Source organism: Arsukibacterium sp. MJ3 (assembly GCF_000987765.1).
Lineage (GTDB): Bacteria > Pseudomonadota > Gammaproteobacteria > Enterobacterales > Alteromonadaceae > Alishewanella.
On sequence record NZ_LAHP01000002.1, the window covers coordinates 158,044 to 183,741 of the forward strand.

Genomic DNA, 25,698 nt, shown 5'->3' on the forward strand with positions numbered 1-25,698 from the left:
AAATTTTAAATGAAAAAACTCTCGGTAGTACAAAAAAAACAACAGGCTTTGGTGTTGGCTGCGGTAACAATATTGGAGCAGCAAGCACTAACAGAACTGCCCGGTGTAGTGCAGTGCTGGTTTAGCCTGGAATATGAAGCCTTTCCCGGCTCGTTATTAGTGCGATTACAATTTGTTGACGTTGCGGCGCTTGAAACAGCACAGCCGCAACTGCTACTGTGGCAAAAGCGTTTAAGTGGGTTAATGTTAAAACGCGGCGTGGTGTTAAAAACTATGCAAAAGCATCTGGTGTTTACTTTAAGCTGCCCGGACGAATAGTTAGCCCCTGACGATTATGTATCAAAAAGGACATGCAAACTGATGAAGTACTACTTGGGTGCTTATGCCGCCTCACCCAATCACAGTGGCTGGGATGCTGAACTGGAAACTGCGTTTTATCATGAATTACAAGCCTTGCCCAATCTCAAAGGGCTGGAGCATCCGTTTTTGGGTAGCTTGCACCAGCATGACGACAACTGGTTTTTAGCTAATATCGCCCCTGATTGGGAATACGTGTTTACCTGCATTCCTGGCATTATGACCGCGCTTAGCCAAAATCCATTGTTTGGCCTCGCCTCTGATGATGCCGCCGGCAGAGACGCTGCGCTGAGGTTTATGCAGCAAGCGTGTGCGGCAATTGGCACCTTAAACGCGCATTTAGGTCGCCAGGCCGTAACGGCCGTTCAAATTCAGACCGCACCAGCCCGGCACAACGCCGCATCGTCGAGCGCTGCGCTGCTGGCCTCGCTTAACACCATGCTTAAGTGGGACTGGCAAGGCGCAAAAATCGTGATTGAGCATTGCGATGCCTATGTTGACAGCCATGCGCCATCAAAAGGCTTTTTAGCGCTAACTGACGAGCTGGGCGTACTGAGTCAGCTCAATGCCCAACTGCCGGCAGCGCAGCAGTTAGGCATGGTAATTAACTGGGGTCGTTCAGTCTTTGAAACGCGCCAGGTAGGCGGTGCGCTTGAGCATATTAAGGCAGCGCAGGCGGCAGGCTTACTTAGTGGCGTAATGTTTTCTGGTGTGTCAGATAAAGACAGTGAGTATGGTGCCTGGCGGGACAGTCATCAGCCAGCGCAGCAAAGTGGCTTGGTTAAACACGGCGAGCCAGGCAGTTGGATGACCGAGCAAGCCATGCACCAGTGCTTGGCAGCTTGCCAGCAACCAGCAGCCTTGCCGGTGCTGGGGGCCAAAATTGGCATAAGGCCATTTAACGCATCTATCGAGCAGCGAATTACGGTTATCCGCGAGACGCTGGCAATTTTAGACCGGTTTTTCGTTATCTAATTAGAAGGCGTACGGTACTTCTCAAACCAGGCCAACATATATTCTACTTTTTCAATCATTCGGCTGGGTTTATTCGAAATGCCATGCGGTGAGCCCGGAATGCGCACCAGCGCGGTGTCTACCCGCAGTATCTGTAATGCCTGATAAAACTGCTCAGATTCTGAAATAGGTGTGCGCCGATCTTGCTCGCCAGTGATCAGAATAGTGGGGGTTTTAACATTGCCTACCAGGCTTAATGGCGAACGCTGCCAGTAATGCTCAACATTTTCCCATGGTACGCCGGGGAATTGATAAAAGGTTTGATACAGGTAACTGTCGCCGGTTAATACTTTGCTTAACCAGTTAATAATTGGTTTAACCACCGCCGCTGCTTTGTAACGATTAGTGAGACCAATAGCATAGGCTGCGGCAATACCACCGGCCGAGCCGCCGGCAATAAACAGGTTGTTTTCGTCAATAAAGCCCAGTGCCAGCATGGCGTTTACACCGCTGTCATGGTCGGCGTAGTCTTCTGGTGAGCTGTATTTATTTTGCAATAACAGCGCAAAACGTTCGCCATACGACGAGCTGCCGCGGTGGTTATCATAAAACACCACATAGCCTTCTTTGGCGTAACGCTGCATTTCGGCACTCCACTGCGCGCCATAGGCCAAATGCGGGCCACCGTGAATTTCTAACAGCAACGGGTACTTTTTTGCCGGGTCAAAATTTGGAGGGGTCATGTACCAGCCTTGTATTTCTTCACCGTCAAACGAAGATTTGTAGATTATTTCATGCACCTGCGCCAGTTTTTTGTGCGCCAGCAAATCTTCGTTCAGCGCAGTTAATACTGTACTTTTACCTTTTTGCAATACGGCAACGTCACTCGGGCGCTGGCTGGTACCATAAGTGTAAGCAATAGTACCGTTAGCTGACACGCTATATTGACCGCTTAAATAGGGTTGTGGCTGCGACACGCCCCCTACGCTGGCGGTTAAGTCAGTCAGTTTACCTTTAGTGGTTAAGGTCGCCAGTTTACGTTGGCCGCGATCATCGTATTGCACTACAAAACTGGCGTTGGTTAACCAGTTTGGATTATCGATACTGCGGTCAAAATCGGCGGCGATATCGCTAATGTTATTGTTATTTAGGGTGAGTACTTTTAATTTGCTGTTGCTATAAGGCACCAGCGCATTACTTTGCCATAAAAAAGCCAGTTGCTTGCCATCGGGTGAAAACACCGGTGCCGACTCATCACCCGCCATACTGGTCAGGGCGAGTAGTTCGCTGCTGGCTAAATCAAGCCGGTACAAATTACTGTCACGTGGCTGAAACTCCCAATCAGGGTCCAAGTTAGCTGAAAACACTAATGCCTTACTGTCCGGGGTAAAGCGTAAATCACTGCCGTAATGAAACTCACCTTGCGTTAACTGGCGTGGTGAACCGCCGCTGGCGGGCAGTACAAAAACCTGCCGGAACTGTGGCTTTAAAAAGCCCTGACCGTCAGCCTGATAACGTGCCCTATCCAGCACTATAGCCGGCTCCGACCATTTAGCGCCGACTGGTTTTTTGACCTTTTTAACCCGCTGCTTTACGTCAGCTTCACGTGCATCGACATTCATGGTAAAGGCCAGGTGTTGGCTATTTGGCGCCCAGGTCAGGTTAGACGGGCTTTGGCGCAAGCTGGATAATTGGGCGGTTTTATTTTCGGTTAAATAATGCAGGTGAATTTGGCTTGAGCCGCTCATATCAGAAATAAAGGCCAGTTGCTGGCTGTCAGCGGACCAACGTGGTTGACCGTAATTAAAGGTATCAGCAAACAACGGTAATTGCTGGCCGGTTTTTACATTCAGCAGCCACAAGCTGGTTCGGGTGCTGTCAGTCATAATATCGTTGCTATGACGAACATAGACTATGTTGCTGCCATCGGGCGATATTTGTACATCGTTGGCATATTCCAACGCAAAAATGTCCTCCGCTTCAAAATACTGGCTGCTGGCGGGGGCAGTGCTTTTTACTGCCACTGGGTTGGCATATACGAAGTTGCCAGCCAGCATAGCGCTGGCCAACAAGGTGCTGCTAAGCAGCGATAGTAACAAGGGGTGTTTCACGTGGCGCATTCTCGTTTTATTAACCTTAACCGCTAAACTACCTGTTTCGTGGTTAAGGTTCAAACGTACCGCGACCAAATAAGGCTTTTACGCGCTAATGCTATCGAACAAGGTTAAAAAAGTCGGGGTTTGGCGTATGTGCACTGGCAAGTGTAAGCGCCGGGCAATATCTTGCGCGCTAATAACCCCACGGATCAGGTGTGACTCGCGGTCAACCACCACACAATGTTGCTCGCCACTTGATTGCAGCGTGTTTAACACATCAGCAATGGTGCAATGCTGAAGCTGCTGCCAGGCTAATGCTTTAATCCGCTCACGTGGCCGCATTAAATCAGCAACTTTAATCTCGCGCCGGTCATCACCCAAGGCTACCCGGCGCATAATTGCTTGATCAGAAAGTTGGTCTAAATGAATAATGCCGCTTAACTCACCTTGGTTATCGACCACCAATTTAAGTTTACTGCGCTCAATTTGCATCAGTGCCAGTAGATCGCTGGCAGGGGTGGCTTCACTTATCATGTCTGGCTGGTTTTGTTTAAAGTCGGTGACCAGTTGTAAAGCTGGCGACGATAAACGGGCATGGTCAAATTGACCTGGTTGAATTAAATGATCAATCGATTCTACTGCAAATAATGATAACGTTTTCATAAGTATTCCTTAGTACCGGTATGCACAGGCCGTACCGGTTAAATTAACGGTTGGAGCGATAGCAACTATGCCAAGCTAAACAATATGTTAATTAGGAATGTGTTGGTGGGGCGCGAACGGGGTGTGCAGTGTTATTCGATTTTAACGGTAAGGCCGTTGGCATTAATGCAATAATGCCGCTTAATAAAATGTCAGTTTTACAGGTAAAAATAGCAAAGCTGGAATCATTGTCATCACCGAAGTCTTGTTCGGTAACAACAGTAGTTTGACCTATTAACGGGCTTACTGCCTGAAACTGGTTACTGGCTAACGGTGATAAACGGGAGTCATGCGCTGTTGCTAACTGCGGTGTTACCAGCAGGCTTAGATACATTATTAAGGCAAAACAACTTAGCCAGCGCATTGTTTACATTCTATCTATTGAGGCTGTCGAACATCAGCCATTTATCGTTTTATAATAATGGGCCTGCTAAAGCATAACTGCAATAGTTTAATGAAAAATTACTTTACCATGACAAGTTTATTTTCATGATTACTGGCCGCTTATGCGTTTTCTGGTAGGCTTGTTTTAACTTGGCAGATTAACAATTAAGGAATTTGTATGAAAGCAGTTGGTTACCAACGCGCTTTGGCTATCACTGAGCCTGAAGCTTTACTGGATATTGAATTACCGCAGCCCGAGGCAACCGATCGCGATGTACTGGTAAAAGTAGCGGCTATTTCAGTTAATCCGGTAGACACTAAAATCAGAACCCGGGTAGCACCGTCAGCGGATGAATACAAGGTGCTAGGCTGGGATGCGGCGGGGGAAGTTGTCGCTGTTGGCACAGAAGTTAGCCTGTTTAAACCCGGCGATAAAGTCTATTACGCTGGGGCCCTTAATCGCAGAGGCTCAAACGCCGAATACCAATTAGTAGATGAACGCTTGGTTGCGTTAATGCCCAGCAATTTAAGTTACCCTGAAGCAGCTGCTTTGCCACTTACTGCGATAACCGCCTGGGAGTTGTTGTTTGACCGGCTGGAATTGGATAGACCCAGTTTAAAGCATCCAAGGCCAATATTACTGATTATTGGCGCCGCGGGTGGCGTTGGTTCAATGCTGCTGCAGCTGGCCCGAAAATTAACCAGTGTTTGTATTATTGGTACTGCCTCACGCCCTGCCAGTAAAGCCTGGGTAAAAGCGTTGGGTGCGCATTATATTATCGACCATAGTCAGCCACTGCTGCCTCAGCTAGCCGAACTGGGTATTGAAGAAGTAAGCCATGTGGCCAGTTTAACTCATACCGACCAGCATTACCCTGAGCTGGTTAAGTTGTTAGCACCACAAGGTAAACTGGCACTGATAGACGATCCGGCTGCTGGCCTTGATATTATGCCGCTTAAGCAAAAAAGCATTTCTCTGCACTGGGAGTTTATGTTTACCCGCTCATTATTTACTACTGCAGATATGCATATGCAACATCAGTTACTCACTGATTTAAGCCGTCTAATTGAGCAAGGACAAATTAAAACCACCTTACAACAAAATCTGGGAACCATTAATGCCAATAACTTGCGTCAGGCCCATGCTTTGCTGGAAAGCGGCAAGGCCATTGGTAAGGTGGTGCTGGAGGGGTTTTAACAGCAAGGCCTGAGTTTTTTTAACCGCAGTACTCAGGCAATTTGCTGATCGGTTTGATCATGGCTGTAACTGGCTTTAAACAGTACATGCTCCAGCGCTAATTGCAGGGCGGTGTTAATGCCGTAATGCGTTTGCCCCAGCTGGTAATCAAGTTCGTTTACCTGCTCCTTGCTTATCATCATTAGTGGCGGTGGCGAACTTTGCAGCATAATCAGGCTTTGCTGATACTGAGCCGCTTTGTCGCTTTTAATAATTTTACAGGTCGACAAGGAAGTCTGGCCGGTTTTATCGCGGGAACCACTAGCACCAAACATCCGGCAAATACTTGGGCGTTGCTGATAAACACTACATTGGCCCTGCTTTCCGTCAAAGGAGAGTTTTTGATAAAAAAAACAACCTTGCGGCTCGGTTAACTGCTCGAGTTGGCTTAGGGTGTGTTCTGCTTTGCCATGATCAAACAAATGCAGTGCCAGCGGTAACATTTCCAGTACGGTTGCTTCAATAGTGGGCGCCAGGCAACATTCGCCGCAACCACTGCGGCACTGTAAGCCCTGATTTTGTTGATATTTGCTGAATGTGTCGGCTATTTCGCCATACACAGCCTCAACCCGGCGCGATAGTTCACGCAACCGTTGCATACAGACTCCAAACGAAATACATAGGGTTATTGCTTAACAAAGGAACGACGGATTGCCGCGTAGCTATTCTACGCTGAGCCTGATCAACACAGCAAGGGCATGGCGTAAATATAGTCAACTGGTCAGCATAGGTTCGGTATAAAGGTGAATACGGTTTTGGCCTTTTTCACTGGCGATGGCGGCAGCGGCAGCGGCCTGAATTAAAAAATTGTCGCTGTCGAGCCGGCTGTTATCTATTAGTCTGATACCAATACTAGTGCTGAACGAAAAACGCTGTTGCTGCCAGCTAAATTCGAATGCTTTAATTTGCTCAACCAGCCGATAAGCCACCACAAGCGCTTCATTGGCGTTTTTACCCGGCGAAAGTAAGGCAAACTGGTCTTTCTCGAGCCGTGCCAGTATATCGGCGGGCGCTAAGTTGCCAGAAAGCTGTTTGCCAAGTTGTTGCAACAGCTGATCGCCGGCGTTATGGCCGAAGCGGTTAGTAATATCATTAAAACGGGCGATATCAACAAACAGTAAACTGCAGTTTCGTTTACCGCCCTGATATAAAGTACGGTTAAGCTGTTGCAATAAATAATGACGGTTATATAAACCGGTGATCGGATCATGATTGGCTTGATAACTCAGCTGCTCGTAAGCCAGTTTCTGTTTGCTGATATCGATAACTGAGCCATGAATAAACGCGGGTGTGTTGCTGGTGGCGGGCACTAACCTTACCGACAGCAGCGCCCAAAATGGGCTGCGATCGGCGCGTAAACCTCGGATCTCCGCCTGTTGCTGGCCACATTTATGCAGCTGAGCGATAAAATCCTGATGCTCACCCGGGTTCGCATAAAACCGAATAATGCCATTGCCACTAATGTCTTGTCGCAGCTCATTAATTTGCTGATAACCCAAAATGTGCAATAGTGCCAGGTTGGCATCCAGTAACTTACCTTCGACATTACCGACAAACAAGCCCTCGGCAGCCTGGTGAAACAGGGTTTTGTATCTGGTTAACTCTCTTAATGCGTCGTGATCTGTGGTATACGCTGCATGTATATGGTCCATGCTAAAATGAATAACAGTCATACTCAGTAAAATTAATAACAAAGTTAAGTAATGCCAATCTAGTAGCTGTTTAAAGTAGCCTAACTGCGCCATGGTGAGAATAGCGGCACTTAGCAATAAAAAACAACAAGCCAGTGCCAGAGAGCGGGCGCTTTTTTGGCCAGCAATAGCATGATGCAGTGTTAGCAAAATATTACTGCCGATGACCAGGCCAATGCTGGATAACAGTAACCAAAAGCGCCACTCGCCATTAATAAGTAGCGGGCTAAATAGCAGGCTCAGGGTCAGCAAATTATTAAATATATGCACCTTATGCCAGATTAATGACAATGGTTGCTCTAGTCTGGCGCGGATAAACAGGTTAAGACACAGCAGTGATAAGCCGGAAAAGATATACAGTATCGCCAGGTTAATCGCTGGCTTGTCAGGCCAGAGTAACGGAAAAGCTAAGCCATTCAAAATGGCCAGTACCATAGCAAAACAGGCAAAAAACAGTGCCTGATAAAGTCGTTGTGGTTGTCGCTGCTGCTGAAACAACAATAAGCTGTGTAACGCCAGCATTAGCAAAATGCCGCTGAGTACGCCATCAAAAACCGCATTGCCTTGTTGTACCCTAATAAACGACGACGGCTGCCACAGCGTAATATCACTGGGAATAATAGCGGCGTCGACCACACGTAAATACACGTCAATCTCTTGCTCACCCACCAGATTAAGCTCGGTAACATATCCCCGGTAAGGTAAAGCCCGTTCATTAAAAGGGTAATCGTTACCGGTGCGGTTAAGCAGTTCGATATCTTTTCTGGCTCTGTCTACCCGGTAAACCTCGAGTTTATCTACCATTGGAAAGTTATATTCCAATAACCATTGCACAGAATGTTCACTGTTATTGTGTAATCGGGCCATAAACCAGACAGGCTTGCCATTGCTGAACAAGATCCGTTTATCGCCCTGCAGAGGTTGAAAGCTGTGCAGATAGGCCGGATCAGTTAAAACATCTTCCAAGGTTAACTCGGCTGAGCTACTCATATAATAAAGGTATTGAATGCTGGTTTGATCCAAAGTGTGGGGAGAAAGCCGATTAACGTCAGCTTGTGCGGCTAAAAGCGGCCAGCTACAAAGCCATAGCAGCAAGGCGTACAACAGGGGTTTTGCTGTGGCCACTAAGCTCTCCGCAGGCTAAAAAGGTTAAAAATAAGTTTAAATTGTAGCATAGCATAATGTTATCCGGCAGTGGCTTGACAACGGTAGCAGTTAAATAATAACGTTTACGTTATGCAAAAATTACATTCTTTAGCCATTACTTGCCAGGTAATCACTGATTTCGCTGATAAATTCGCTGCCATAGCGGCTAAGCTTGGTATTGCCCACGCCAGATACCGCTAGCATTGCGCCATTATTGGTAGGCAGTTGCTGGCACATATCAATTAAGGTGGCATCGCTAAACACCACAAAAGGCGGCACATCGTCGCGCTCGGCCAACTGTTTACGTAACGTCCGCAGCCGGCCAAACAGTGCGCGGTCGTATTTCTGGTTACCCAGCTTAGCCGGCACCTTCTGGCTGCTTTGCAAACGCGGCACCGCCAGTTGCAAGCTGGTTTCGGCTCGCAGCAAAGGCCGGGCTGCCGGTAGCAGTTGCAGTACTGAGTTACGGGTTATGTCTTGTTGTAAATAACCAAAGTGCACTAGCTGGCGCAGTACACTTAACCAGTAATCGTGGCTGTGATCTTTGCCCAGCCCCCAGGTGCTAAGCGTGTCATGACGTAATTCGCGAATTTTTTGATTTTGGCTACCGCGCAGTACTTCTATAACATGTGCCATGCCATAGCTTTGTTCTACCCGATACACGCAAGATAATGCTTTGCGAGCCAGTTCGGTGGCATCAAATTGCTGTGGTGGGTTTAAACAGATATCGCAGTTGCCGCAGCGTTGCTGCCGTGCTTCACCAAAGTAATTAAGCAATACCAGCCGACGGCAGGTTTGGGCCTCGGCAAAGGCAGCCATTGCCTGAAAGCGTTGCCAGGCCACTTCGGCCCTGGCCGGGTTTTCTTCTGCTTCCAGCCAGCGCTTCATACGGGTAATATCGGCCGGATCAAATAACATTAAGGCTTCGGCGGCAACGCCATCGCGACCAGCACGGCCAGTTTCCTGATAATACGCTTCAATGGTACGCGGCAATTCAAAGTGGATAACAAAGCGGATATTCGATTTATTTACGCCCATGCCAAAGGCTACCGTGGCAACAATAACCTGAATATCATCTCGTTTAAAATCATCCTGTACCCGACCACGCTGCTCGCTGTCATGGCCGGCATGGTAAGCGGCAACTTTAAAGCCTCGTTCGCTAAGCTGACCGCTTAGTTCATCTACTTTACGCCTGGAGCTACAATAAATAATGCCAGCGCTGCCTTCCTGCTCTTTTAAATAACTGACGACTTGCTCCAGCGGCCGGAATTTTTCTTGCACTGTGTATCGGATATTCGGCCGATCGAAGCTGCCGGTATAAATACAGGGATGTTGCAGGGTAAGCTGCTGCACAATATCCTGGCGGGTAGCAATGTCTGCTGTGGCGGTAAGCGCCATTACCGGCACCGTTGGAAAACGCTGCTTTACTAATGCCAGTGCCATGTAATGGGGCCGAAAATCGTGGCCCCACTGCGAAATACAGTGCGCTTCGTCAATAGCAAACAGGCTGACACCGACGTCACTTAACCGGTCTAAAAATGCAGGCTGTAATAAACGCTCGGGCGCCACATATAATAGCTTTAGTTCGCCACGATGTAATCGGGTAAACACCTCAAGCACCGCCTCGCGGCTTAGGCTGCTATTAATAAACTCAGCAGCAATGCCGTTAGCTTGTAACGCATCTACCTGATCTTTCATCAGTGACATTAGCGGCGACACGACTATAGTGACTAGTGGCAAATGCAGCGCCGGTAACTGATAACACAACGATTTACCGCCACCGGTAGGCAGCAGCACAAAACTGTCGCGGCCGGTTAACGCCGCATCAATAATTTCGGCCTGGCCATCCCGAAAGGCACTGTAACCAAAAGCTTGTTTAAGCGTAGCTAATAACTGTTCTGACACGCGCCGTTAATACCTTAAAAAAAACAGCCGCTATTGTATGCGTTACGCCAGTCAATTTACAGTGTTGCAGCCTGCCGATTGTTCCACTGGTGGTTTTTCTGGTCAGACCAATTGCAAGACTGCGCATTTTACCTGCTGTTATTGGAGTTAAAGCTCTAATGCAAAGTGGTTTTTGCCTTTACGCCAGATGTCTGCTTTATTTACTTGTCAAAGAAAAACTGCTAACGTGGCCTACTTGAAGTTTTGGTAATACCAATTTACAATGTTGCCCAATAATAAAAAAAACAACATAGCCCTATGGCAAGCACGGCAGCAGTGCGGTATCACCACAGGCTAAACAGCAATAGTGAAACTACTCCGGCATGGCAGATTATAAAATTAAACCCGCTAAACTCTCTGATCGTATTGTAGAGCAGCTGGAAAACATGTTGCTTGAGGGCAGCTTTGCCGCGGGCCAGCGTTTGCCGGCAGAGCGTGAGCTGGCCGAGCGGTTTGCGGTGTCCAGGCCATCGGTGCGTGAGGCAATACAGAAACTGGAAGCGAAAGGGTTGTTAAACCGGCGCCAGGGCGGTGGCACTTATGTTTGCGATAATTTGACAGTAGGCCTCACCGATCCGTTATTTGCGTTAATCGGCCGCCATCCGGAATCACAGTTTGATTTGCTGGAATTTCGTCATGCCTTAGAAGGTATTTGCGCCTATTACGCTGCGCTGCGGGGTACTGCTGCTGATCACCAACAAATTAAAACACTGTACGACAGTATTTGTTTAAGCCAACAACAACAGGATGTTGATGCCGAAGCCAAAGCGGTGGGTCAGTTTTATCTGGCCGTGGCTGAGGCGTCGCATAATGTGGTGTTACTGCATTTAGTGCGCGGTTTAACACCACTGGTGGAACAAAATGTCCGGTTAAACCTGGCCGCGCTGGCACCCCGTGAGGGTACGGCAGCCCAACTTAATGCTCACCGTCAGCGCTTAATGCAGGCAGTGATAAATGGCGAGCCAGAAAAGGCCCGCCAGGCCAGTAATGGCCATTTAGCTTTTATCGAAGAAGCCTTGCTGGAAGTAAACAAAGAACGCTCGCGCATAGAGCGTTCGTTGCGTCGCTCCCAGCAAAGCTAACTATTTTTTTAAACGCATAGACGTGAATAACCATAGGAAACCTCGTTATGTCTGAAGTCAATAAAGTTGACATCGACGCTCTGGAAACAAAAGAGTGGCTGGAAGCGCTGGAATCAGTAGTGCGCACCGAAGGTGTTGAGCGGGCGCAATTCCTGCTTGAACAAGTATTAGAGCAGGCGCGCTTAGAGGGCGTGGCCATGCCAACCGGTGTAACCACTAACTATATCAACACCATCCCGCCACAGCAGGAACCGGCTTATCCTGGTGATGTTAATCTGGAACGACGTATTCGCTCGGTTATTCGCTGGAATGCGATAATGATTGTTTTGCGCGGCTCGAAAAAAGAGCTGGATTTAGGCGGCCATATGGCGTCTTACCAGTCTTCGGCGGCGTTCTACGAAACTTGTTTTAACCATTTTTTCCGCGCGCCAAATGAACAAGACGGTGGCGATTTGGTTTATTATCAAGGCCATATTTCGCCGGGTATTTATGCCCGTGCTTTTGTCGAAGGGCGCTTAACTGCGGCCCAGCTAGATGGCTTTCGCCAGGAAGTTGATGGCAAGGGTTTACCAAGCTACCCGCATCCGAAATTAATGCCCGAGTTTTGGCAGTTTCCAACGGTATCAATGGGTTTAGGCCCAATAGCGTCTATTTATCAAGCACGGTTTTTAAAGTATTTAAACGGCCGTGGCTTAAAAGATACCAGTCAGCAACGGGTGTATGCCTTTTTAGGTGATGGCGAAATGGACGAGCCAGAATCACGTGGTGCCATTAGTTTTGCGGCCCGTGAAAAACTGAATAACCTGTGCTTTTTAATTAACTGTAACCTGCAACGGCTAGATGGCCCGGTAATGGGTAATGGTAAAATTATTCAAGAGCTGGAAGGCCTGTTCCGTGGCGCCGGCTGGAATGTCATTAAAGTAGTATGGGGCCGTGGCTGGGATAAACTGCTGGCCAAAGACACTACCGGCAAGCTGTTACAACTTATGAATGAAACGGTTGACGGTGATTACCAAACCTATAAAGCCAACGACGGTGCTTTTGTCCGTAAGCATTTCTTTGGCCGTTATCCGGAAACCACCGCGCTGGTTGCCGATATGACCGATGAAGAAATATTCGCCTTAAAACGCGGTGGTCACGAGCCATCCAAGCTGTTTGCGGCCTTTAAAGCCGCAGAAAACTGCACCGACAAACCTACCGTAATTTTAGCCAAAACGGTTAAAGGTTATGGCATGGGGGATGCGGCCGAGGGTAAAAACATAGCGCACCAGGTGAAAAAAATGGACATGACCCATGTGCTGCAATTACGCAAGCGCCTGGGGCTGGAAGACTATATCAGTGAAGATGCGGTAGATGATTTACCCTACATTGAACTGCCCAAAGGCTCACCAGAGCTGCAGTATTTGCATGACAGACGTAATGCCTTGCACGGCTACACCCCGGTGCGTCTGCCAAACTTTAGCACGCCATTAACTCTGCCTGAGCTTGACGCCTTTGAGTCATTATTAACCGAACAAAAGCGTGATATTTCAACCACTATGGGGTATACCCGTATTCTGAATATTCTGCTGAAAGATGAGCATATCGGTAAGCAAATTGTGCCGATTGTGGCCGACGAAGCCCGTACCTTTGGTATGGAAGGGTTATTTCGGCAAATAGGTATTTACAACCCGGGTGGCCAGAACTATACGCCGGAAGACCGCTCGGTGGTGTCTTATTACAAAGAAGATATTGGTGGCCAGGTACTGCAGGAAGGTATTAACGAACTGGGCGCCATGTCGTCCTGGGTTGCTGCTGCCACGTCTTACAGCACCAACGACTTACCGATGATCCCGTTCTACATTTATTACTCAATGTTTGGTTTTCAACGGGTGGGCGATATGGCCTGGATGGCCGGCGATCAACAAGCGCGCGGTTTCTTGTTGGGTGCCACGGCGGGCCGTACTACGTTAAACGGTGAAGGCTTACAACACGAAGATGGCCACAGCCATGTGCTGGCCAGCACCGTGCCAAACTGTATTTCGTACGACCCGACTTATGTCTACGAGCTGGCTGTTATTATGCAAGATGGTATCCGCCGCATGTATGGTAAAGATCAGGAAAACATCTACTACTATATTACGGTAATGAACGAGAACTACCATCATCCGGCCATGCCAAAAGGCGCCGAAGACGGTATTCGTCGCGGTATTTATAAGCTGGAGTCGTATAACGGTGATCGGGCTAAAGTACAGCTGTTAGGCTCAGGCACTATTTTTAATGAAGTGCGTAAAGCGGCTGAAATTCTCAGCAAAGACTATGGCGTAGCGTCAGATGTGTACTCGGTAACCTCGTTTAACGAGCTGGCACGTGATGGTCAGGATGTGGAGCGTTACAATATGCTGCACCCCGATGCCAAAGAAAAAATCGCATTCGTCGCCAGCGTAATGGGCAATGCCCCGGCTATTGCCGCCACCGATTATATGAAAAACTACGCCGAGCAAATTCGCGGCTTTATTCCTGCGGTGTCTTATAAGGTGCTGGGTACTGACGGTTATGGCCGTTCAGACAGCCGGGAAAACCTGCGTCGTCATTTTGAAGTAAATGCCAGTTATATTGTGGTGGCTGCTTTATCTGAATTGGTAAAACAAGGCGAGCTGAAAAAAGCGGTGGTAAGCGAGGCCATTAAGAAATTTGGCATTGATGTGGCTAAAACCAACCCACTGTACGCATAAGGGGATAACTGATGACGATTGAAATAAAGGTCCCGGACATTGGTGCGGATGAGGTTGAAGTAACCGAAATACTGGTAAAAATTGGTGACAAGATTGACGCCGAGCAGTCTTTAATTAATGTTGAAGGTGATAAAGCTGCCATGGAAATACCGGCCAGTGAAGGCGGTGTGGTAAAAGAAATTAAAGTAAAAACCGGTGATATGGTAAAAACCGGCAGCCTGCTCATGATTTTTGAAGATGAAAGTAAAGGCGACGACAGCGCTAAAGATGACAACAAGCAGGACGACAGCAAAAAAGACGCTGATGCTGATCACACCGATGCGAAAGCTGAAGATAAAGCTACTGACAAAAAAGCAGACGATACAGCCGACAGTAAAAAATCAAACAGTAAAAAAACTAGCGGCAGCGCCACTAAACAGGTTGAAGTGCCTGACATTGGCGCCGACCCGGTTGAAGTAACCGAAATTTTGGTAAAAGTAGGTGACGTCGTTAAAGCCGATCAGTCAATACTGAGTGTTGAAGGCGATAAAGCTAGCATGGAAGTGCCGGCCCCGTTCGACGGCAAGGTAAAAGAGCTAAAAGTGACTGTTGGCGATAAAGTGTCAACTGGTAGCCTGATTATGGTATTTGAAACTGCCGCTGCTGACGACGCCGACACTGATGATACTGATACTGATACTGATGACGCTGACAGCGGCGACGACAACAAAAGCGACAGCCAGACCGAGCGCCAGAGTGAACCAAAAACTGAGCCAAAAGCTGAGCAAAAGTCAGAGCAAAAAACAGCTGAGCCAGCGTCAGGCAACGGTTTTGTCGAGAACAACGCCTATGCCCACGCGTCACCGGTTATTCGCCGTTTAGCGCGCGAGTTTGGTATTAATTTGGCCAAGGTTAATGGCAGTGGCCGTAAAGGCCGCGTGGTAAAAGAAGACGTGCAAAGCTATGTTAAGCAGCTGGTAAAGCAGGCTGAAAGCGGTGTCTCATCTTCAGGTGGCGGCTCTGGTGCCGGTAACAGTATGGGCTTTGACCTTATTGCCTGGCCTAAAGTCGACTTTGCCAAATTTGGCGAGGTAGAAACGAAGCCACTGTCACGTATTCAAAAGCTGTCGGGTAATAATTTACACCGCAACTGGGTGCGTATACCGCATGTAACCCAGTTTGACGAAGCGGACATCACCGGCCTAGAAGATTTTCGCAAAGCGCAAAACGCCCTGGCAGATAAAAAGAAACTGGGCGTTAAGTACACGCCGCTGGTGTTTATTATGAAAGCGGTGGCCAAGGCATTGGAAGACTACCCAACCTTTTGTAGTTCATTGTCTGAAGATGGCACCAGCTTAATTATGAAACAGTATATTCACATAGGTATTGCGGTAGATACGCCGAATGGTTTGGTGGTACCGGTGGTAAAAGACGTTAACAAAAAAGGTATAATTGAACTGTCGCGTGAGCTGATGGAGATTTCCAGCAAAGCACGCGAAGGTAAGTTAAGCTCTGCTGATATGCAGGGTGGCTGTTTTACTATTTCAAGCTTGGGTGGCATTGGTGGCACGGCGTTTACGCCAATAGTTAATGCCCCGGAAGTGGCCATTTTGGGGGTGTCTAAGTCAGACATTAAACCAAAATGGAACGGTAATGAGTTTGAACCTAAGTTAATGCTGCCGTTGTCGTTATCGTACGACCATCGGGTAATTGACGGTGCGCTGGCCGCACGCTTTACTGCTACCCTGGCCAGTTACCTGGCCGATATCCGGCAAATTATTATGTAAAACCAGCTTACGCCACTACTTACATGGCTAAAAGTGGCGTAATTTTAGCTGCATAATGCATTCTTAGGTTACAGAGCGGCGGCTCTGATGTTAAAATTCCGCCATAATTTTCGCCTGATAGCCGTACCCTACACTGTGCTGTCAGAAAACCGAACTGACCCGATATAAAAGGTATAACAATGAGCAACGATATTAAAACTCAGCTAGTAGTCGTGGGCGCAGGCCCTGGCGGTTATTCTGCGGCGTTTCGTGCAGCAGATTTAGGTTTAGAGGTTACCCTGGTTGAAGCGCGCAGCACCTTAGGTGGCGTTTGCTTAAACGTGGGTTGTATTCCGTCTAAAGCCTTATTGCACGTTGCTAAAGTTATTGACGATGCGCATGACATGGCCGCACACGGTGTGAGCTTTGGCGAGCCAAAAATTGATTTAGACAAAGTGCGCGAATGGAAAGACAAAGTGGTTGCTCAGCTGACTAACGGCCTGGGCGGCATGGCAAAAATGCGTAAAGTAAAAGTAGTAACCGGTTTTGGTAAATTTACCGGCGCTAACACCTTACAGGTTGGCGATACCACCATTACCTTTGAACACGCTATTATTGCTGCCGGTTCAGAGCCAATAGTACTGCCGTTTATTCCAAAAGAAGACGACCGCGTTATTGACTCTACTGGCGCGCTGGAATTAAAAGATATTCCGGGCGAAATGCTGGTATTAGGTGGCGGTATTATTGGTCTGGAAATGGGTACTGTCTATCGTGCCATGGGCTCTAAAGTATCGGTAGTAGAGTTTGCTGATCAGTTAATCCCTGCTGCTGATGCCGATTTAGTTAAAGCTTACACCAAGTACAACAGCAAAAAATTCAACATTATGTTATCGACCAAAGTGGTTGGCGTTGAAGCGAAGAAAGACGGTTTATACGTAACTTTTGAGGGCAAAAACGCGCCAGATAAAGCGGTACGTTACGACAAAGTTCTGGTGGCAGTAGGCCGTAAGCCAAACGGTAACCTGTTAGACGTCACTAAAGCGGGTGTTAAGGTAGACGAGCGCGGCTTTATTAACGTAGACAAGCAACTGCGCACCAACGTTGGCCACATTTACGCTATTGGTGACGTTATTGGCCAGCCAATGTTAGCGCACAAAGCCGTACACGAAGGCCATGTAGCGGCTGAAGTTATTTCGGGTTTAAAGCACTTCTTTGACCCACGTTGCATTCCATCAGTAGCGTACACCGACCCTGAAATAGCCTGGACCGGTATTACCGAGAAAGAAGCGAAAGAGCAGGGCATAAAAGTAGAAACCGCCACTTTCCCATGGGCCGCCTCTGGCCGTGCTATTGCTTCAGCCCGCACTGAAGGTTTAACCAAGTTAATCTTCGACAAGGAAACCCACCGCATTTTAGGTGGTGCTATTGTCGGTATTAACGCCGGTGAAATGCTGGGCGAAATCTGTTTGGCAGTAGAAATGGGTGCCGACGCCGAAGATATTGCGTTAACCATTCACGCTCACCCAACGCTAAACGAGTCTATTGGTTTAGCCGCAGAAATGTACGAAGGCACAATCACCGACCTACCCAACCCGAAAGCCAAGAAAAAGTAATTTTTCTGGATAAGTAGAAACAACAAAGGCCGCGTATGCGGCCTTTGTTGTTTTAAATCTGCAACATATTTAAATTTTCCAAGCACAGACCGACAACATGAAATGTTGCATAATAAAAAAATTGTAAGCTTTGTGTTTTATTTAGTTGGCATGTTGTGCTGCGTTTTTATTGGAAAGGACGCTCAATATGCAAACAAGAGCTGGTTTCACTGCCTCCGCACTAGCATTCCGACAAGTTTACGACGATGTCGGTAAAACGGTTGCAGGGGTAGGAGCGTTAATTGGTGGCCGGGTAAACCATAATATTAACAACATTACGCCCGCCCAGGGGCAGTTTCAAAATGCTTGTGCAATTCGTATGAGTTATGTGCTAAATAAAACTGGGGTCAAAGTTTCTTTTAATTATTAGGGTTAGATCAAAATTAAATAATTTTGTTGTGCCTCGAGGCACTGGACTACCTAGGCCAGCATGCAGTAGCAGAAAAATGCTGCTACTGCATGCTGCTGACATTTAAATACCAGTTGGCCTGACGGATAAGACTCTGCTTTATTACCATAATGACGTAGTTCCAGCCTAACGTGATGTTTGCTTGAACTCATGTGCGCCATGTGAATCATATATAGAACATAAGAGCTTTTAATGCTTTACATATAAACCACTTAAAACCTTGACGCACTGAGTAAGTCATACTAAATTGATTTATACATAAAACATTAGAGCTCATTGTGAGCTATATGTGGAGCAAAAATGCCTAGATCCACCGTGAGAGCATACTCTCGCTATACCGAAGAAGCGTTATCATTATTAGCAGGGCTGATCCGCGCTGCACGACTTGAGAAAAAATTGAGCGCCCAAGAGGTGGCTGACCGTGTAGGCATCTCTAGAGGAATGCTCTCACGCATCGAAAAAGCAGATCCTAAGTGCGAAATTGGAGCCACTTTTGAAGTCGCCAGAATTGTTGGGGTGAGTTTATTTGACGCCGAACCAAGCCGATTGGCGATGCAGGTTAAACAAGTTGAAGAAAAGCTTGCTTTACTACCAAAAAGCGCCAGAAAAACCAAGAAAGCAGTAATAGATGACTTCTAAATATGAATATCATGAAGCATTTGTGTGGATATGGTTGCCGGATGCAACGGAGCCAGTGGTTGCGGGGCGACTGGAGGCTGATGGAAATCAGTTATTGTTTAACTACGGTAAAAGTTATCTCGACAGAGCAAAGGAGGCTATCACTATCTATGCGCCGGAGTTACCGTTAAAGCCCGGTATTCTGCCATTAATGGATGGACTGACTGTACCGGGATGTATACGTGACTGTGCTCCAGATGCGTGGGGGCGCCGGGTTATCATTAACCGGCGTCTTGGTCATAAAGGCGGGAACATTGATACAGCTCAACTTGATGAGCTGACCTACTTGCTTGAATCAGGTTCTGACCGGATTGGGGCATTAGATTTTCAGCGCTCTGCCACTGAATACGTTCCGAGATCCGCTACTAATGTCACTATGGAAGAATTGCTGGAGTCTGCTGAACGTGTTGAGAAAGGTGTGCCGTTGAGTCCTGAATTAGATTACGCGCTTTTTCACGGTAGCGCTATTGGAGGCGCTCGGCCTAAAGCATTGATTGAGGAAAGTGGCACCAAATACATCGCCAAATTCTCTGCCAGTAACGACATTTACAGCGTAGTAAAAGCAGAATTTATCGCTATGCGCCTTGCTCGAATGGCAGGACTTGATGTTGCACCAGTCAAGCTCACTCAAGCAGTGAATAAAGACGTGTTGTTGGTAAAACGGTTTGACCGAGTTCCAACACCAAAAGGTTGGGCACGTAAGTCCATTGTATCTGCACTAACCTTGTTTGCTCTGGACGAGATGATGGCTCACTATGCCAGTTACGAGACTCTTGCAGAAATCATCCGTCACCGTTTTATTGACCCTAAGGGAACCTTGCGAGAGTTATTTAGTCGCCTGACCTTTAACATCTTGACAGGAAATACAGATGATCATGCCAGAAACCATGCTGCCTTTTGGAATGGCAAAATACTCTCTTTAACGCCGGCTTACGATATTTGTCCTCAGGGACGCAGCGGAAACGAAGCAACTCAGGCAATGCTAATTTCTGGCAGTAATAAGATGAGCCAATTATCAACCTGTTTGGCAACAGCTCACAACTTTCTGTTATCTCAGGATGAAGCAAAAGAAATTTTCGTGCATCAGATCCAAATTATTACTGACAACTGGGGAGAAGTCTGTGATGAAGCTAAACTCAGTGAGGTCGACAAGCGTTTGTTGTGGCAGAGACAATTTCTTAATCCCTATTCGGTATCGTATATACCGAACACTCATCGGGTCGGGCTTTAAAAGTTGAAATGAATTTCAGGGGCCGCTAAGCAGAACAGGCATTTCAACGATATTGAAAAAGGCACTATCAAGATTTATCAGAGTCTGAGCACGAGTATTAAAATAAAATAAAATAAAATAAACTCAGCTCAGGGTCGTTACTGTTATTTATTAGGCGACAATTAACCTGACTGTTAAATAAACCGCCATTTACGTGCTACTTTGCAGCGGCTTTGGCTTGACGACTAAGCACGCCACTGCACATCCTCTTTGCTACCGGAACGTCGCAAAACTACGCTTTACCAGTCAAGCCTTACTTCGAAGTTCATTTCAAGCAACTGGTCAGTGTCTGCAGGCTGCACTTTAATAGTGAGTTGAAAAATACGCTGTGCACCGGCCTCCAATGTGCCGATGTAAGATACATAGCCGTCGGCTTCAACCAGGCGCATTTCAATCACGTTGATATGACCAAGCAGGTTTTGCTGTTGCGCCGTCACTTCGGCCCTAACGGTTGCTGGCTGCTGCTCTGATTGATTATCTAAAATGACCAGGTTAAGTAGTGCAAGATTAGGCTGCTGTTCGATGCCGTATTGCTCAATCATGGTCTCGCTTAGAAAGTCGGCACGGATAACATTGGCCCGAAGTGTAAAACCCTCAAACTCCATAACTTGACCCAGGGGCTTCTGTTCTTTAGCAGGCTGACCAACAGGTTCAAGCTCCCCGTCAGTTATGGCGGTTTGCTCAGTTCGTTCGCACCCGGCCAGCACGGCAATTATGGCGAACATAACGATAGATAACATAATCCGTAGCGCACAGGTAGTGTGGTTAATGTTCATTGTCAGATCCTTTGGGTTAATAGCAACGGGCGGAACATGAGTGGTTATTACAGGCTACCAGGGACGGTTTGTTCAGCACAATGTGCTGGTACCGTTTATTGGCAGCGGCGAATCATTAATAATAGTATAAATAATTAAGAATAATTAAAAGTGTTGTGGGCGTCAGTACGCTATCCAACTTATGTGTCCTAGCGTACCGACCCGGCTACCGTATTCCCTCACTATAGCCTGAAAGCCGGAGCGCCAATACCTAGGACAGGTATTGGCGCTCAGGTGACATTGGACTCGCGCGTAAGGGTGAAAATAATCAGAGTAATGAGGTGGCAATGCGTTTATCTGACTTTATCAGGGCCGAAATGGAGCCCATTTTGCAACAATGGCAAAAATTTGCTAAAACGATTTTTACAGCTCGCTATCTTACTCCGCCAGAGCTGCTGGATCATGCTAAGGAAATACTGCTAGCCATTGCCGACGATTTGGTGCAGCCTCAAAGTAAGCGGCAACAGGTGGCTAAGTCGAAAGGTCATGCGCCTGATGCGGTGCAAGATACGCCAGCCGAGACGCACGGTGTCGAGCGACATACCACGGGCTTTAGCATTTACGATACTATTTCTGAATTTAGGGCGCTTCGGGCCAGCGTTATCTCGCTTTGGTCTAAAACCACCGGAACCTTTACCGGTGATGAACTGGAGGACCTTACCCGGTTTAACGAAGCCATTGATCAGGCAATAACTGAATCGCTATCGCGCTACGCCATTGAGCAGGACATGCAAACCCGATTGTTCAGTAAGATCCTGCTGGTGTCGCCGGACCCGATTTATGTACTTGACCTTAAAGGCCGGTTTGTTTTTGCAAACAGAGCCACAACAGCGCTGCTCGGGTTACCGGAAAAATTAATTATTGGCAAAAATGCCCAAGAGCTGAACTTGCCATTTGCTGACAAATTGCAGCAACAGCTGCAATTTGTCATTAAGAGTAAAAAAACCATTCGTGGCGAACTGGAATACTCATTTTCTGGTGGCCAGGGCAACCAATTTGAGTATCTACTTGCGCCAGTATTTCAGGATAAACACAAAGTAGAGGTTATTGTGGGGATCTCACGCGACATTACCGAGCGTAAAATCGCTGATGAAAAAATTTGGCACAATGCCAATTATGACTTGTTAACCGGTTTAGCCAACCGCCGGTTGTTGCTGGAGCGCCTAGAGCAGCAGGTAAAACAGGCATTACGATCGGGTATCACGTTTGCCGTGTTGTTTATTGACTTGGATGGCTTTAAACAAGTAAATGATTTGGCTGGCCACCAGGCCGGCGACCGCTTACTTTGTTTAGTATCAGAACGGTTAAACGCATGTGTTCGAGACGTTGACACCGTCGCCCGAATAGGTGGCGATGAATTCACCATCATTATTACTGGCTTGAAAGACCAGCGCCATGTTAGTGGCGTGTCGCAAAAAATTCTGCAAGAACTTGCCCGCCCATTTGAGGTTTTTGGTCAAAAGGTCCAAATTGGCGGCAGCATCGGCATTTCGTTATTTCCAGATGACGCAAGTACGCCGGATGAGCTGCTTAGAACGGCCGATCAGGCAATGTACCTTGCCAAGAAAGCCGGCCGCAACCAAGTCAATTTCTTTAAACCCTCCACAACTTCTGCTGTGAAATAGCGTGCAGTATAAATAATGGGAACTTCTTTTTATCCTCAGGTTTAATTATTGATTTTAATTATTGATATTGTGGGATACATAATTTACAAGAATGCAACCCGGAATAATCCTATCTTGTAATTATTCAACGTAGGTGCACTGTAGAACAAGCAAAAGGATGAGTTTATGAGCACGACACGTGAAACGCGGCAACAAGACCTAGCAGTAGCACACCAGCAATGGATGAACTCGTTGGACGTGATTGCTGATCCTATAGTCCTGTATGACAAAAATTGCTTTATCCTGCGTTGCAATCGGGCTTATCAACAATATGCCGGTATACCAAAGGCACAGATCATTGGCCAGCTTTACTATCAGGTTTTTCCAAAAAAAACACTCCCCCATTTACCGCCGGCCAGCTCGCGGCAAACGCTGGCAAAGGCTGAGGTAGAGTCAGAGATTGTGGCGGCTAACAAAACATTCCGCTCGCGCGTTAGCAGGGTAACCGACAAACAGGGGGGCCATCTTTATTCTATCCATATCCTTGAAGATATTAACGAGCGCCTGCGAACGCAGACAGAATTACAGGCATCGGAGCAACAATACCGGCGGTTATTCGAATCAGCCAAAGACGGTATTCTTATTCTTGATGCACTAAATGGCAAGATTATCGACGCCAACCCCTTCATCCTTAATTTACTGAGCTACAGCTTTGAGGAGCTTAGCGGCAAAGCGTTATGGGAGATTGGCCTTATTGCGGACATTAAAATCAGCAAGCGTGCGTCAAAAGAGTTGTTGGCAGAAGAATACATCCGTTACGAGCATCTGCCGCTGAAATCGAAAGACGGTAGGTGCATCGAGGTAGAATTTATCAGCAACCTCTATCCGGTTGGCGACCATAACGTGATCCAGTGTAACATCCGCGATATCAGCGAGAAACTGCGGGCAGAGCAAGCGCTAAAAACGTCAGAACAACAATACCGGCGGCTGTTTGAATCGGCCAAAGACGGTATTCTTATTCTTGATGCGACAACTGGTAAGATTATCGACGCTAACCCCTTCATCCTTAATTTACTGTGCTACAGCCTCGATGAGCTTAGTGGCAAGGCCATTTGGGAAATTGGCCTGGTAGCGGATATAAAAATGAGCAAGCGGGCATCTAAAGAGCTGTTATCAGAGCAATACATCCGTTACGAAGACATGCCGCTTAAATCAAAGGACGGCAGGCTAATTGACGTGGAATTTATCAGTAACCTCTATCAGGTTGGTGACGATAAGGTGATCCAATGCAACATTCGCGACATAACCCAGCGCAAGGTAGCCGAAGCGCGCATTAAATACCTTAGCCGCATTCAGGCCGTGCTAAGCGGCATCAACAACCTGATTGTGCGGGTGCAAACACAAGACACACTGTTCACGGAGGCATGTAATATCGCCGTCGAGACCGGCGGGTTCAGCTTGGCGATGGTTGGCATTGTCGATCGGGCCACCATGACCATTAGCCCGGTCGCTACCGCGGGCAAAGATAAGGTACAGTTAACCACCATGAAAAGCACCCTGTCAGCCGTCGCGCTTAGCGGAAAAACCATGGTGGCGCGCTCTATCCGGGGAGAAAAAATTATGGTGTCCAACGATGCGCAAAACGACTCCAAGGTGTTATTCCGTAAAGAATACACCGAAACAGGTGTGCGCTCGATGGTAATATTGCCGCTGGTTGTCGCGGATAAAGCAATGGGAGTACTGGCACTTTACACTAACGAGGTTGATTTTTTCCATGCCGAAGAATTAAAACTGTTGACAGAGCTGGCCGGTGATATTGCCTTTGCTGTCGATCATCTCGCCAAGCTGGATAGGCTTAACTACCTCGCTTACTACGATGAACTTACTGGTCTGGCGAATCGCAGTCTGTTTTTGGAAAGGGTGGCCCAATGCATGCGCAGCGCGGCCAGCGACGGGCAGCAACTGGCCTTGTGTTTAATCGATTTAGAACGGTTTAAAAACATTAATGACAGCTTGGGCCGGCCAGCCGGAGACGCACTATTAAAGCAGGTGGCGCAGTGGCTAACTAACAATACCGCCGATGTTAACCTGTTAGCGCATCTCAATGCCGACCATTTCGCCATGCTGTTACCCGAGGTAAGCCTTGCCGGCGGTTTAGCCAGAAAAATTGAGCAAATGTCGCAAGATTTTTACAACCACCCGTTCCACCTTGATAAGACCAACTTTCACATCTCCAGCAAAACAGGGATTGCGTTATTTCCGGAGGATGGTGACGATGCCGATACCTTATTTAAACATGCTGAAGTCGCACTGAAAAAAGCCAAAGCGAGAGGCGAGCGATACCTGTTTTACACCCAAAAAATGACTGCAGCGGTGGCTGGAAAATTAGCGCTGGAAAACCAGTTGCGTCAGGCGCTCGACAACCAGGAGTTTGTGCTGTATTACCAGCCCAAGCTAAACTTTGCCGGCGACAACGTTACCAGTGCCGAGGCACTGATCCGCTGGAATAACCCACGTACCGGGCTGGTTTCGCCGGGCCAGTTTATTCCAATTCTGGAAGAAACCGGCTTAATTCATGAAGTAGGACGTTGGGCGCTACACCAGGCTATTACTGACAACCGGCACTGGCGTAACACCAGACCGCCTGCCCTGCGCATAGCGGTAAATGTGTCAGCATTGCAACTGTATCGGGCCGACTTTATAACCGAGGTGGAACAGGCGGTGGCGTTAGATACGCATGCGGCACAAGGGCTGGAACTGGAAATCACCGAAAGCATGCTGATGACTGATATTAGCCGCAATATAGCCAGCCTGAAAATGATCCGTAACCAGGGCATTAGCATCGCCATTGATGATTTCGGTACCGGCTACTCTTCGCTTAGCTACCTGGCGAAACTGCCGGTTGACACCTTGAAAATAGACCGTGCGTTCATCATCGAAATGACGAGCGGGCAGGAAGGGCTGGCGCTGGTATCAACCATTATCAACCTGGCACATGCGTTTAAGCTTAAGGTGGTGGCCGAGGGAGTCGAAACGAATGAGCAATCGCAGTTGCTTCGTTTACTCGGTTGCGACCAACTGCAGGGCTTTTTGTTTAGTAAACCCTTACCGCGCGAGGAGTTTGAACGTAGATTTCTGAACTGACTTGTCAGAATTCAGGCTGTAGTTTGTGTGCTAACGCGTTAGTCATGTTATCGATAACGGTGACCCGGTATGGG

General features: G+C 47.6%; 20 protein-coding genes. 12 read left to right on the forward strand and 8 right to left on the reverse strand.

Annotated elements, in window-relative coordinates; translation table 11 throughout:
- The first annotated feature begins 9 nt into the window (after window positions 1-9).
- Together VT06_RS02160 and VT06_RS02165 are read left to right on the forward strand one after the other, a co-directional pair.
- A complete protein-coding gene (locus tag VT06_RS02160) occupies window positions 10-318 on the forward strand; it encodes a hypothetical protein (RefSeq protein WP_046552620.1) in 309 nt (102 codons plus the stop codon).
- Between the two features lie 42 nt (window positions 319-360).
- Window positions 361-1,332 (forward strand): DUF4862 family protein, encoded by a 972-nt coding sequence (locus tag VT06_RS02165; RefSeq protein ID WP_046552621.1) that lies wholly within the window; start codon window positions 361-363, stop codon window positions 1,330-1,332.
- Here the strand turns inward: VT06_RS02165 and VT06_RS02170 are convergent.
- From VT06_RS02170 to VT06_RS17490, 3 genes are all read right to left on the reverse strand, one after another.
- Window positions 1,329-3,422, reverse strand: a complete 2,094-nt coding sequence (locus tag VT06_RS02170; RefSeq protein WP_235357329.1) for a S9 family peptidase — start codon at window positions 3,420-3,422, stop codon at window positions 1,329-1,331. The genes VT06_RS02165 and VT06_RS02170 overlap by 4 nt on opposite strands.
- A gap of 87 nt (window positions 3,423-3,509) precedes the next feature.
- A complete protein-coding gene (locus tag VT06_RS02175; protein WP_046552622.1) occupies window positions 3,510-4,070 on the reverse strand; it encodes a CBS domain-containing protein in 561 nt (186 codons plus the stop codon).
- A 91-nt stretch (window positions 4,071-4,161) separates the two neighbouring features.
- Window positions 4,162-4,473 (reverse strand): hypothetical protein, encoded by a 312-nt coding sequence (locus tag VT06_RS17490; protein WP_052750142.1) that lies wholly within the window; start codon window positions 4,471-4,473, stop codon window positions 4,162-4,164.
- Between the two features lie 198 nt (window positions 4,474-4,671).
- Here VT06_RS17490 and VT06_RS02185 point away from each other — a divergent pair, with 198 nt between their 5' ends.
- Window positions 4,672-5,691 carry a zinc-binding alcohol dehydrogenase family protein gene (locus VT06_RS02185; protein ID WP_046552623.1) on the forward strand — a complete coding sequence of 340 codons (1,020 nt, stop codon included), beginning with the start codon at window positions 4,672-4,674 and terminating at the stop codon, window positions 5,689-5,691.
- Window positions 5,692-5,723: 32 nt separating this feature from the next.
- Here VT06_RS02185 and VT06_RS02190 read toward each other — a convergent pair whose 3' ends face one another.
- The 3 genes from VT06_RS02190 to recQ form a co-directional block, all read right to left on the reverse strand.
- Entirely contained in the window at window positions 5,724-6,329 is a 606-nt protein-coding gene (locus tag VT06_RS02190) for a YkgJ family cysteine cluster protein (RefSeq protein ID WP_046552624.1), read from the reverse strand.
- Window positions 6,330-6,443: 114 nt separating this feature from the next.
- A complete protein-coding gene (locus tag VT06_RS02195) occupies window positions 6,444-8,546 on the reverse strand; it encodes a diguanylate cyclase domain-containing protein (RefSeq protein WP_052750143.1) in 2,103 nt (700 codons plus the stop codon).
- A gap of 129 nt (window positions 8,547-8,675) precedes the next feature.
- Window positions 8,676-10,472, reverse strand: coding sequence for a DNA helicase RecQ (gene recQ, locus VT06_RS02200; RefSeq protein WP_046552625.1), 1,797 nt, complete (start codon window positions 10,470-10,472; stop codon window positions 8,676-8,678).
- A 362-nt stretch (window positions 10,473-10,834) separates the two neighbouring features.
- Between recQ and pdhR the strand changes: the two genes are divergently transcribed.
- From pdhR to VT06_RS02225, 5 genes are all read left to right on the forward strand, one after another.
- Window positions 10,835-11,593 carry a pyruvate dehydrogenase complex transcriptional repressor PdhR gene (gene pdhR / locus VT06_RS02205; protein ID WP_046552626.1) on the forward strand — a complete coding sequence of 253 codons (759 nt, stop codon included), beginning with the start codon at window positions 10,835-10,837 and terminating at the stop codon, window positions 11,591-11,593.
- 47 nt (window positions 11,594-11,640) lie between these two features.
- Complete coding sequence (gene aceE / locus VT06_RS02210; protein WP_046552627.1) at window positions 11,641-14,307, forward strand: pyruvate dehydrogenase (acetyl-transferring), homodimeric type; 2,667 nt, start codon at window positions 11,641-11,643, stop codon at window positions 14,305-14,307.
- Between the two features lie 11 nt (window positions 14,308-14,318).
- On the forward strand, window positions 14,319-16,073 hold the full coding sequence (gene aceF, locus VT06_RS02215; protein ID WP_046552628.1) for a dihydrolipoyllysine-residue acetyltransferase: 1,755 nt from the start codon (window positions 14,319-14,321) through the stop codon (window positions 16,071-16,073).
- A 179-nt stretch (window positions 16,074-16,252) separates the two neighbouring features.
- Window positions 16,253-17,665 carry a dihydrolipoyl dehydrogenase gene (lpdA, locus tag VT06_RS02220; RefSeq protein WP_046552629.1) on the forward strand — a complete coding sequence of 471 codons (1,413 nt, stop codon included), beginning with the start codon at window positions 16,253-16,255 and terminating at the stop codon, window positions 17,663-17,665.
- Window positions 17,666-17,852: 187 nt separating this feature from the next.
- Window positions 17,853-18,074 carry a hypothetical protein gene (locus VT06_RS02225; protein WP_052750144.1) on the forward strand — a complete coding sequence of 74 codons (222 nt, stop codon included), beginning with the start codon at window positions 17,853-17,855 and terminating at the stop codon, window positions 18,072-18,074.
- A 50-nt stretch (window positions 18,075-18,124) separates the two neighbouring features.
- Here the strand turns inward: VT06_RS02225 and VT06_RS18380 are convergent, their stop codons facing one another.
- A complete protein-coding gene (locus VT06_RS18380) occupies window positions 18,125-18,265 on the reverse strand; it encodes a hypothetical protein (RefSeq protein WP_200897884.1) in 141 nt (46 codons plus the stop codon).
- Window positions 18,266-18,413: 148 nt separating this feature from the next.
- On the opposite strand from VT06_RS18380, the gene VT06_RS02230 reads away from it, so the two are divergent.
- Together VT06_RS02230 and VT06_RS02235 are read left to right on the forward strand one after the other, a co-directional pair.
- Window positions 18,414-18,752, forward strand: coding sequence for a helix-turn-helix transcriptional regulator (locus VT06_RS02230; RefSeq protein WP_046552630.1), 339 nt, complete (start codon window positions 18,414-18,416; stop codon window positions 18,750-18,752).
- The gene (locus tag VT06_RS02235) at window positions 18,742-20,022 is read left to right on the forward strand and encodes a type II toxin-antitoxin system HipA family toxin (protein ID WP_046552631.1); all 1,281 of its coding nucleotides are present in this window, start codon (window positions 18,742-18,744) and stop codon (window positions 20,020-20,022) included. The genes VT06_RS02230 and VT06_RS02235 overlap by 11 nt, the downstream gene beginning before the upstream one ends.
- Before the next feature lie 278 nt (window positions 20,023-20,300).
- On the opposite strand, the gene VT06_RS02240 is transcribed toward VT06_RS02235, so the two are convergent.
- Window positions 20,301-20,837 (reverse strand): DUF4426 domain-containing protein, encoded by a 537-nt coding sequence (locus VT06_RS02240; protein ID WP_046552632.1) that lies wholly within the window; start codon window positions 20,835-20,837, stop codon window positions 20,301-20,303.
- A gap of 326 nt (window positions 20,838-21,163) precedes the next feature.
- On the opposite strand from VT06_RS02240, the gene VT06_RS02245 reads away from it, so the two are divergent.
- Both VT06_RS02245 and VT06_RS17495 read left to right on the forward strand, forming a co-directional pair.
- The gene (locus VT06_RS02245; RefSeq protein WP_046552633.1) at window positions 21,164-22,501 is read left to right on the forward strand and encodes a GGDEF domain-containing protein; all 1,338 of its coding nucleotides are present in this window, start codon (window positions 21,164-21,166) and stop codon (window positions 22,499-22,501) included.
- A gap of 165 nt (window positions 22,502-22,666) precedes the next feature.
- The gene (locus tag VT06_RS17495) at window positions 22,667-25,624 is read left to right on the forward strand and encodes an EAL domain-containing protein (protein WP_052750145.1); all 2,958 of its coding nucleotides are present in this window, start codon (window positions 22,667-22,669) and stop codon (window positions 25,622-25,624) included.
- Window positions 25,625-25,698: the final 74 nt, after the last annotated feature.

Coding starts and splice junctions, on each gene's coding strand:
- VT06_RS02160 (WP_046552620.1), top strand. CDS start 10: ATGAAAAAACTCTCGGTAGTACAAAAAAAACAACAGGCTTTGGTGTTG.
- VT06_RS02165 (WP_046552621.1), top strand. CDS start 361: ATGAAGTACTACTTGGGTGCTTATGCCGCCTCACCCAATCACAGTGGC.
- VT06_RS02175 (WP_046552622.1), bottom strand. CDS start 4,070: ATGAAAACGTTATCATTATTTGCAGTAGAATCGATTGATCATTTAATT.
- VT06_RS17490 (WP_052750142.1), bottom strand. CDS start 4,473: ATGCGCTGGCTAAGTTGTTTTGCCTTAATAATGTATCTAAGCCTGCTG.
- VT06_RS02185 (WP_046552623.1), top strand. CDS start 4,672: ATGAAAGCAGTTGGTTACCAACGCGCTTTGGCTATCACTGAGCCTGAA.
- VT06_RS02190 (WP_046552624.1), bottom strand. CDS start 6,329: ATGCAACGGTTGCGTGAACTATCGCGCCGGGTTGAGGCTGTGTATGGC.
- pdhR (WP_046552626.1), top strand. CDS start 10,835: ATGGCAGATTATAAAATTAAACCCGCTAAACTCTCTGATCGTATTGTA.
- aceE (WP_046552627.1), top strand. CDS start 11,641: ATGTCTGAAGTCAATAAAGTTGACATCGACGCTCTGGAAACAAAAGAG.
- aceF (WP_046552628.1), top strand. CDS start 14,319: ATGACGATTGAAATAAAGGTCCCGGACATTGGTGCGGATGAGGTTGAA.
- lpdA (WP_046552629.1), top strand. CDS start 16,253: ATGAGCAACGATATTAAAACTCAGCTAGTAGTCGTGGGCGCAGGCCCT.
- VT06_RS02225 (WP_052750144.1), top strand. CDS start 17,853: ATGCAAACAAGAGCTGGTTTCACTGCCTCCGCACTAGCATTCCGACAA.
- VT06_RS18380 (WP_200897884.1), bottom strand. CDS start 18,265: ATGAGTTCAAGCAAACATCACGTTAGGCTGGAACTACGTCATTATGGT.
- VT06_RS02230 (WP_046552630.1), top strand. CDS start 18,414: ATGCCTAGATCCACCGTGAGAGCATACTCTCGCTATACCGAAGAAGCG.
- VT06_RS02235 (WP_046552631.1), top strand. CDS start 18,742: ATGACTTCTAAATATGAATATCATGAAGCATTTGTGTGGATATGGTTG.
- VT06_RS02240 (WP_046552632.1), bottom strand. CDS start 20,837: ATGAACATTAACCACACTACCTGTGCGCTACGGATTATGTTATCTATC.
- VT06_RS02245 (WP_046552633.1), top strand. CDS start 21,164: ATGCGTTTATCTGACTTTATCAGGGCCGAAATGGAGCCCATTTTGCAA.
- VT06_RS17495 (WP_052750145.1), top strand. CDS start 22,667: ATGAGCACGACACGTGAAACGCGGCAACAAGACCTAGCAGTAGCACAC.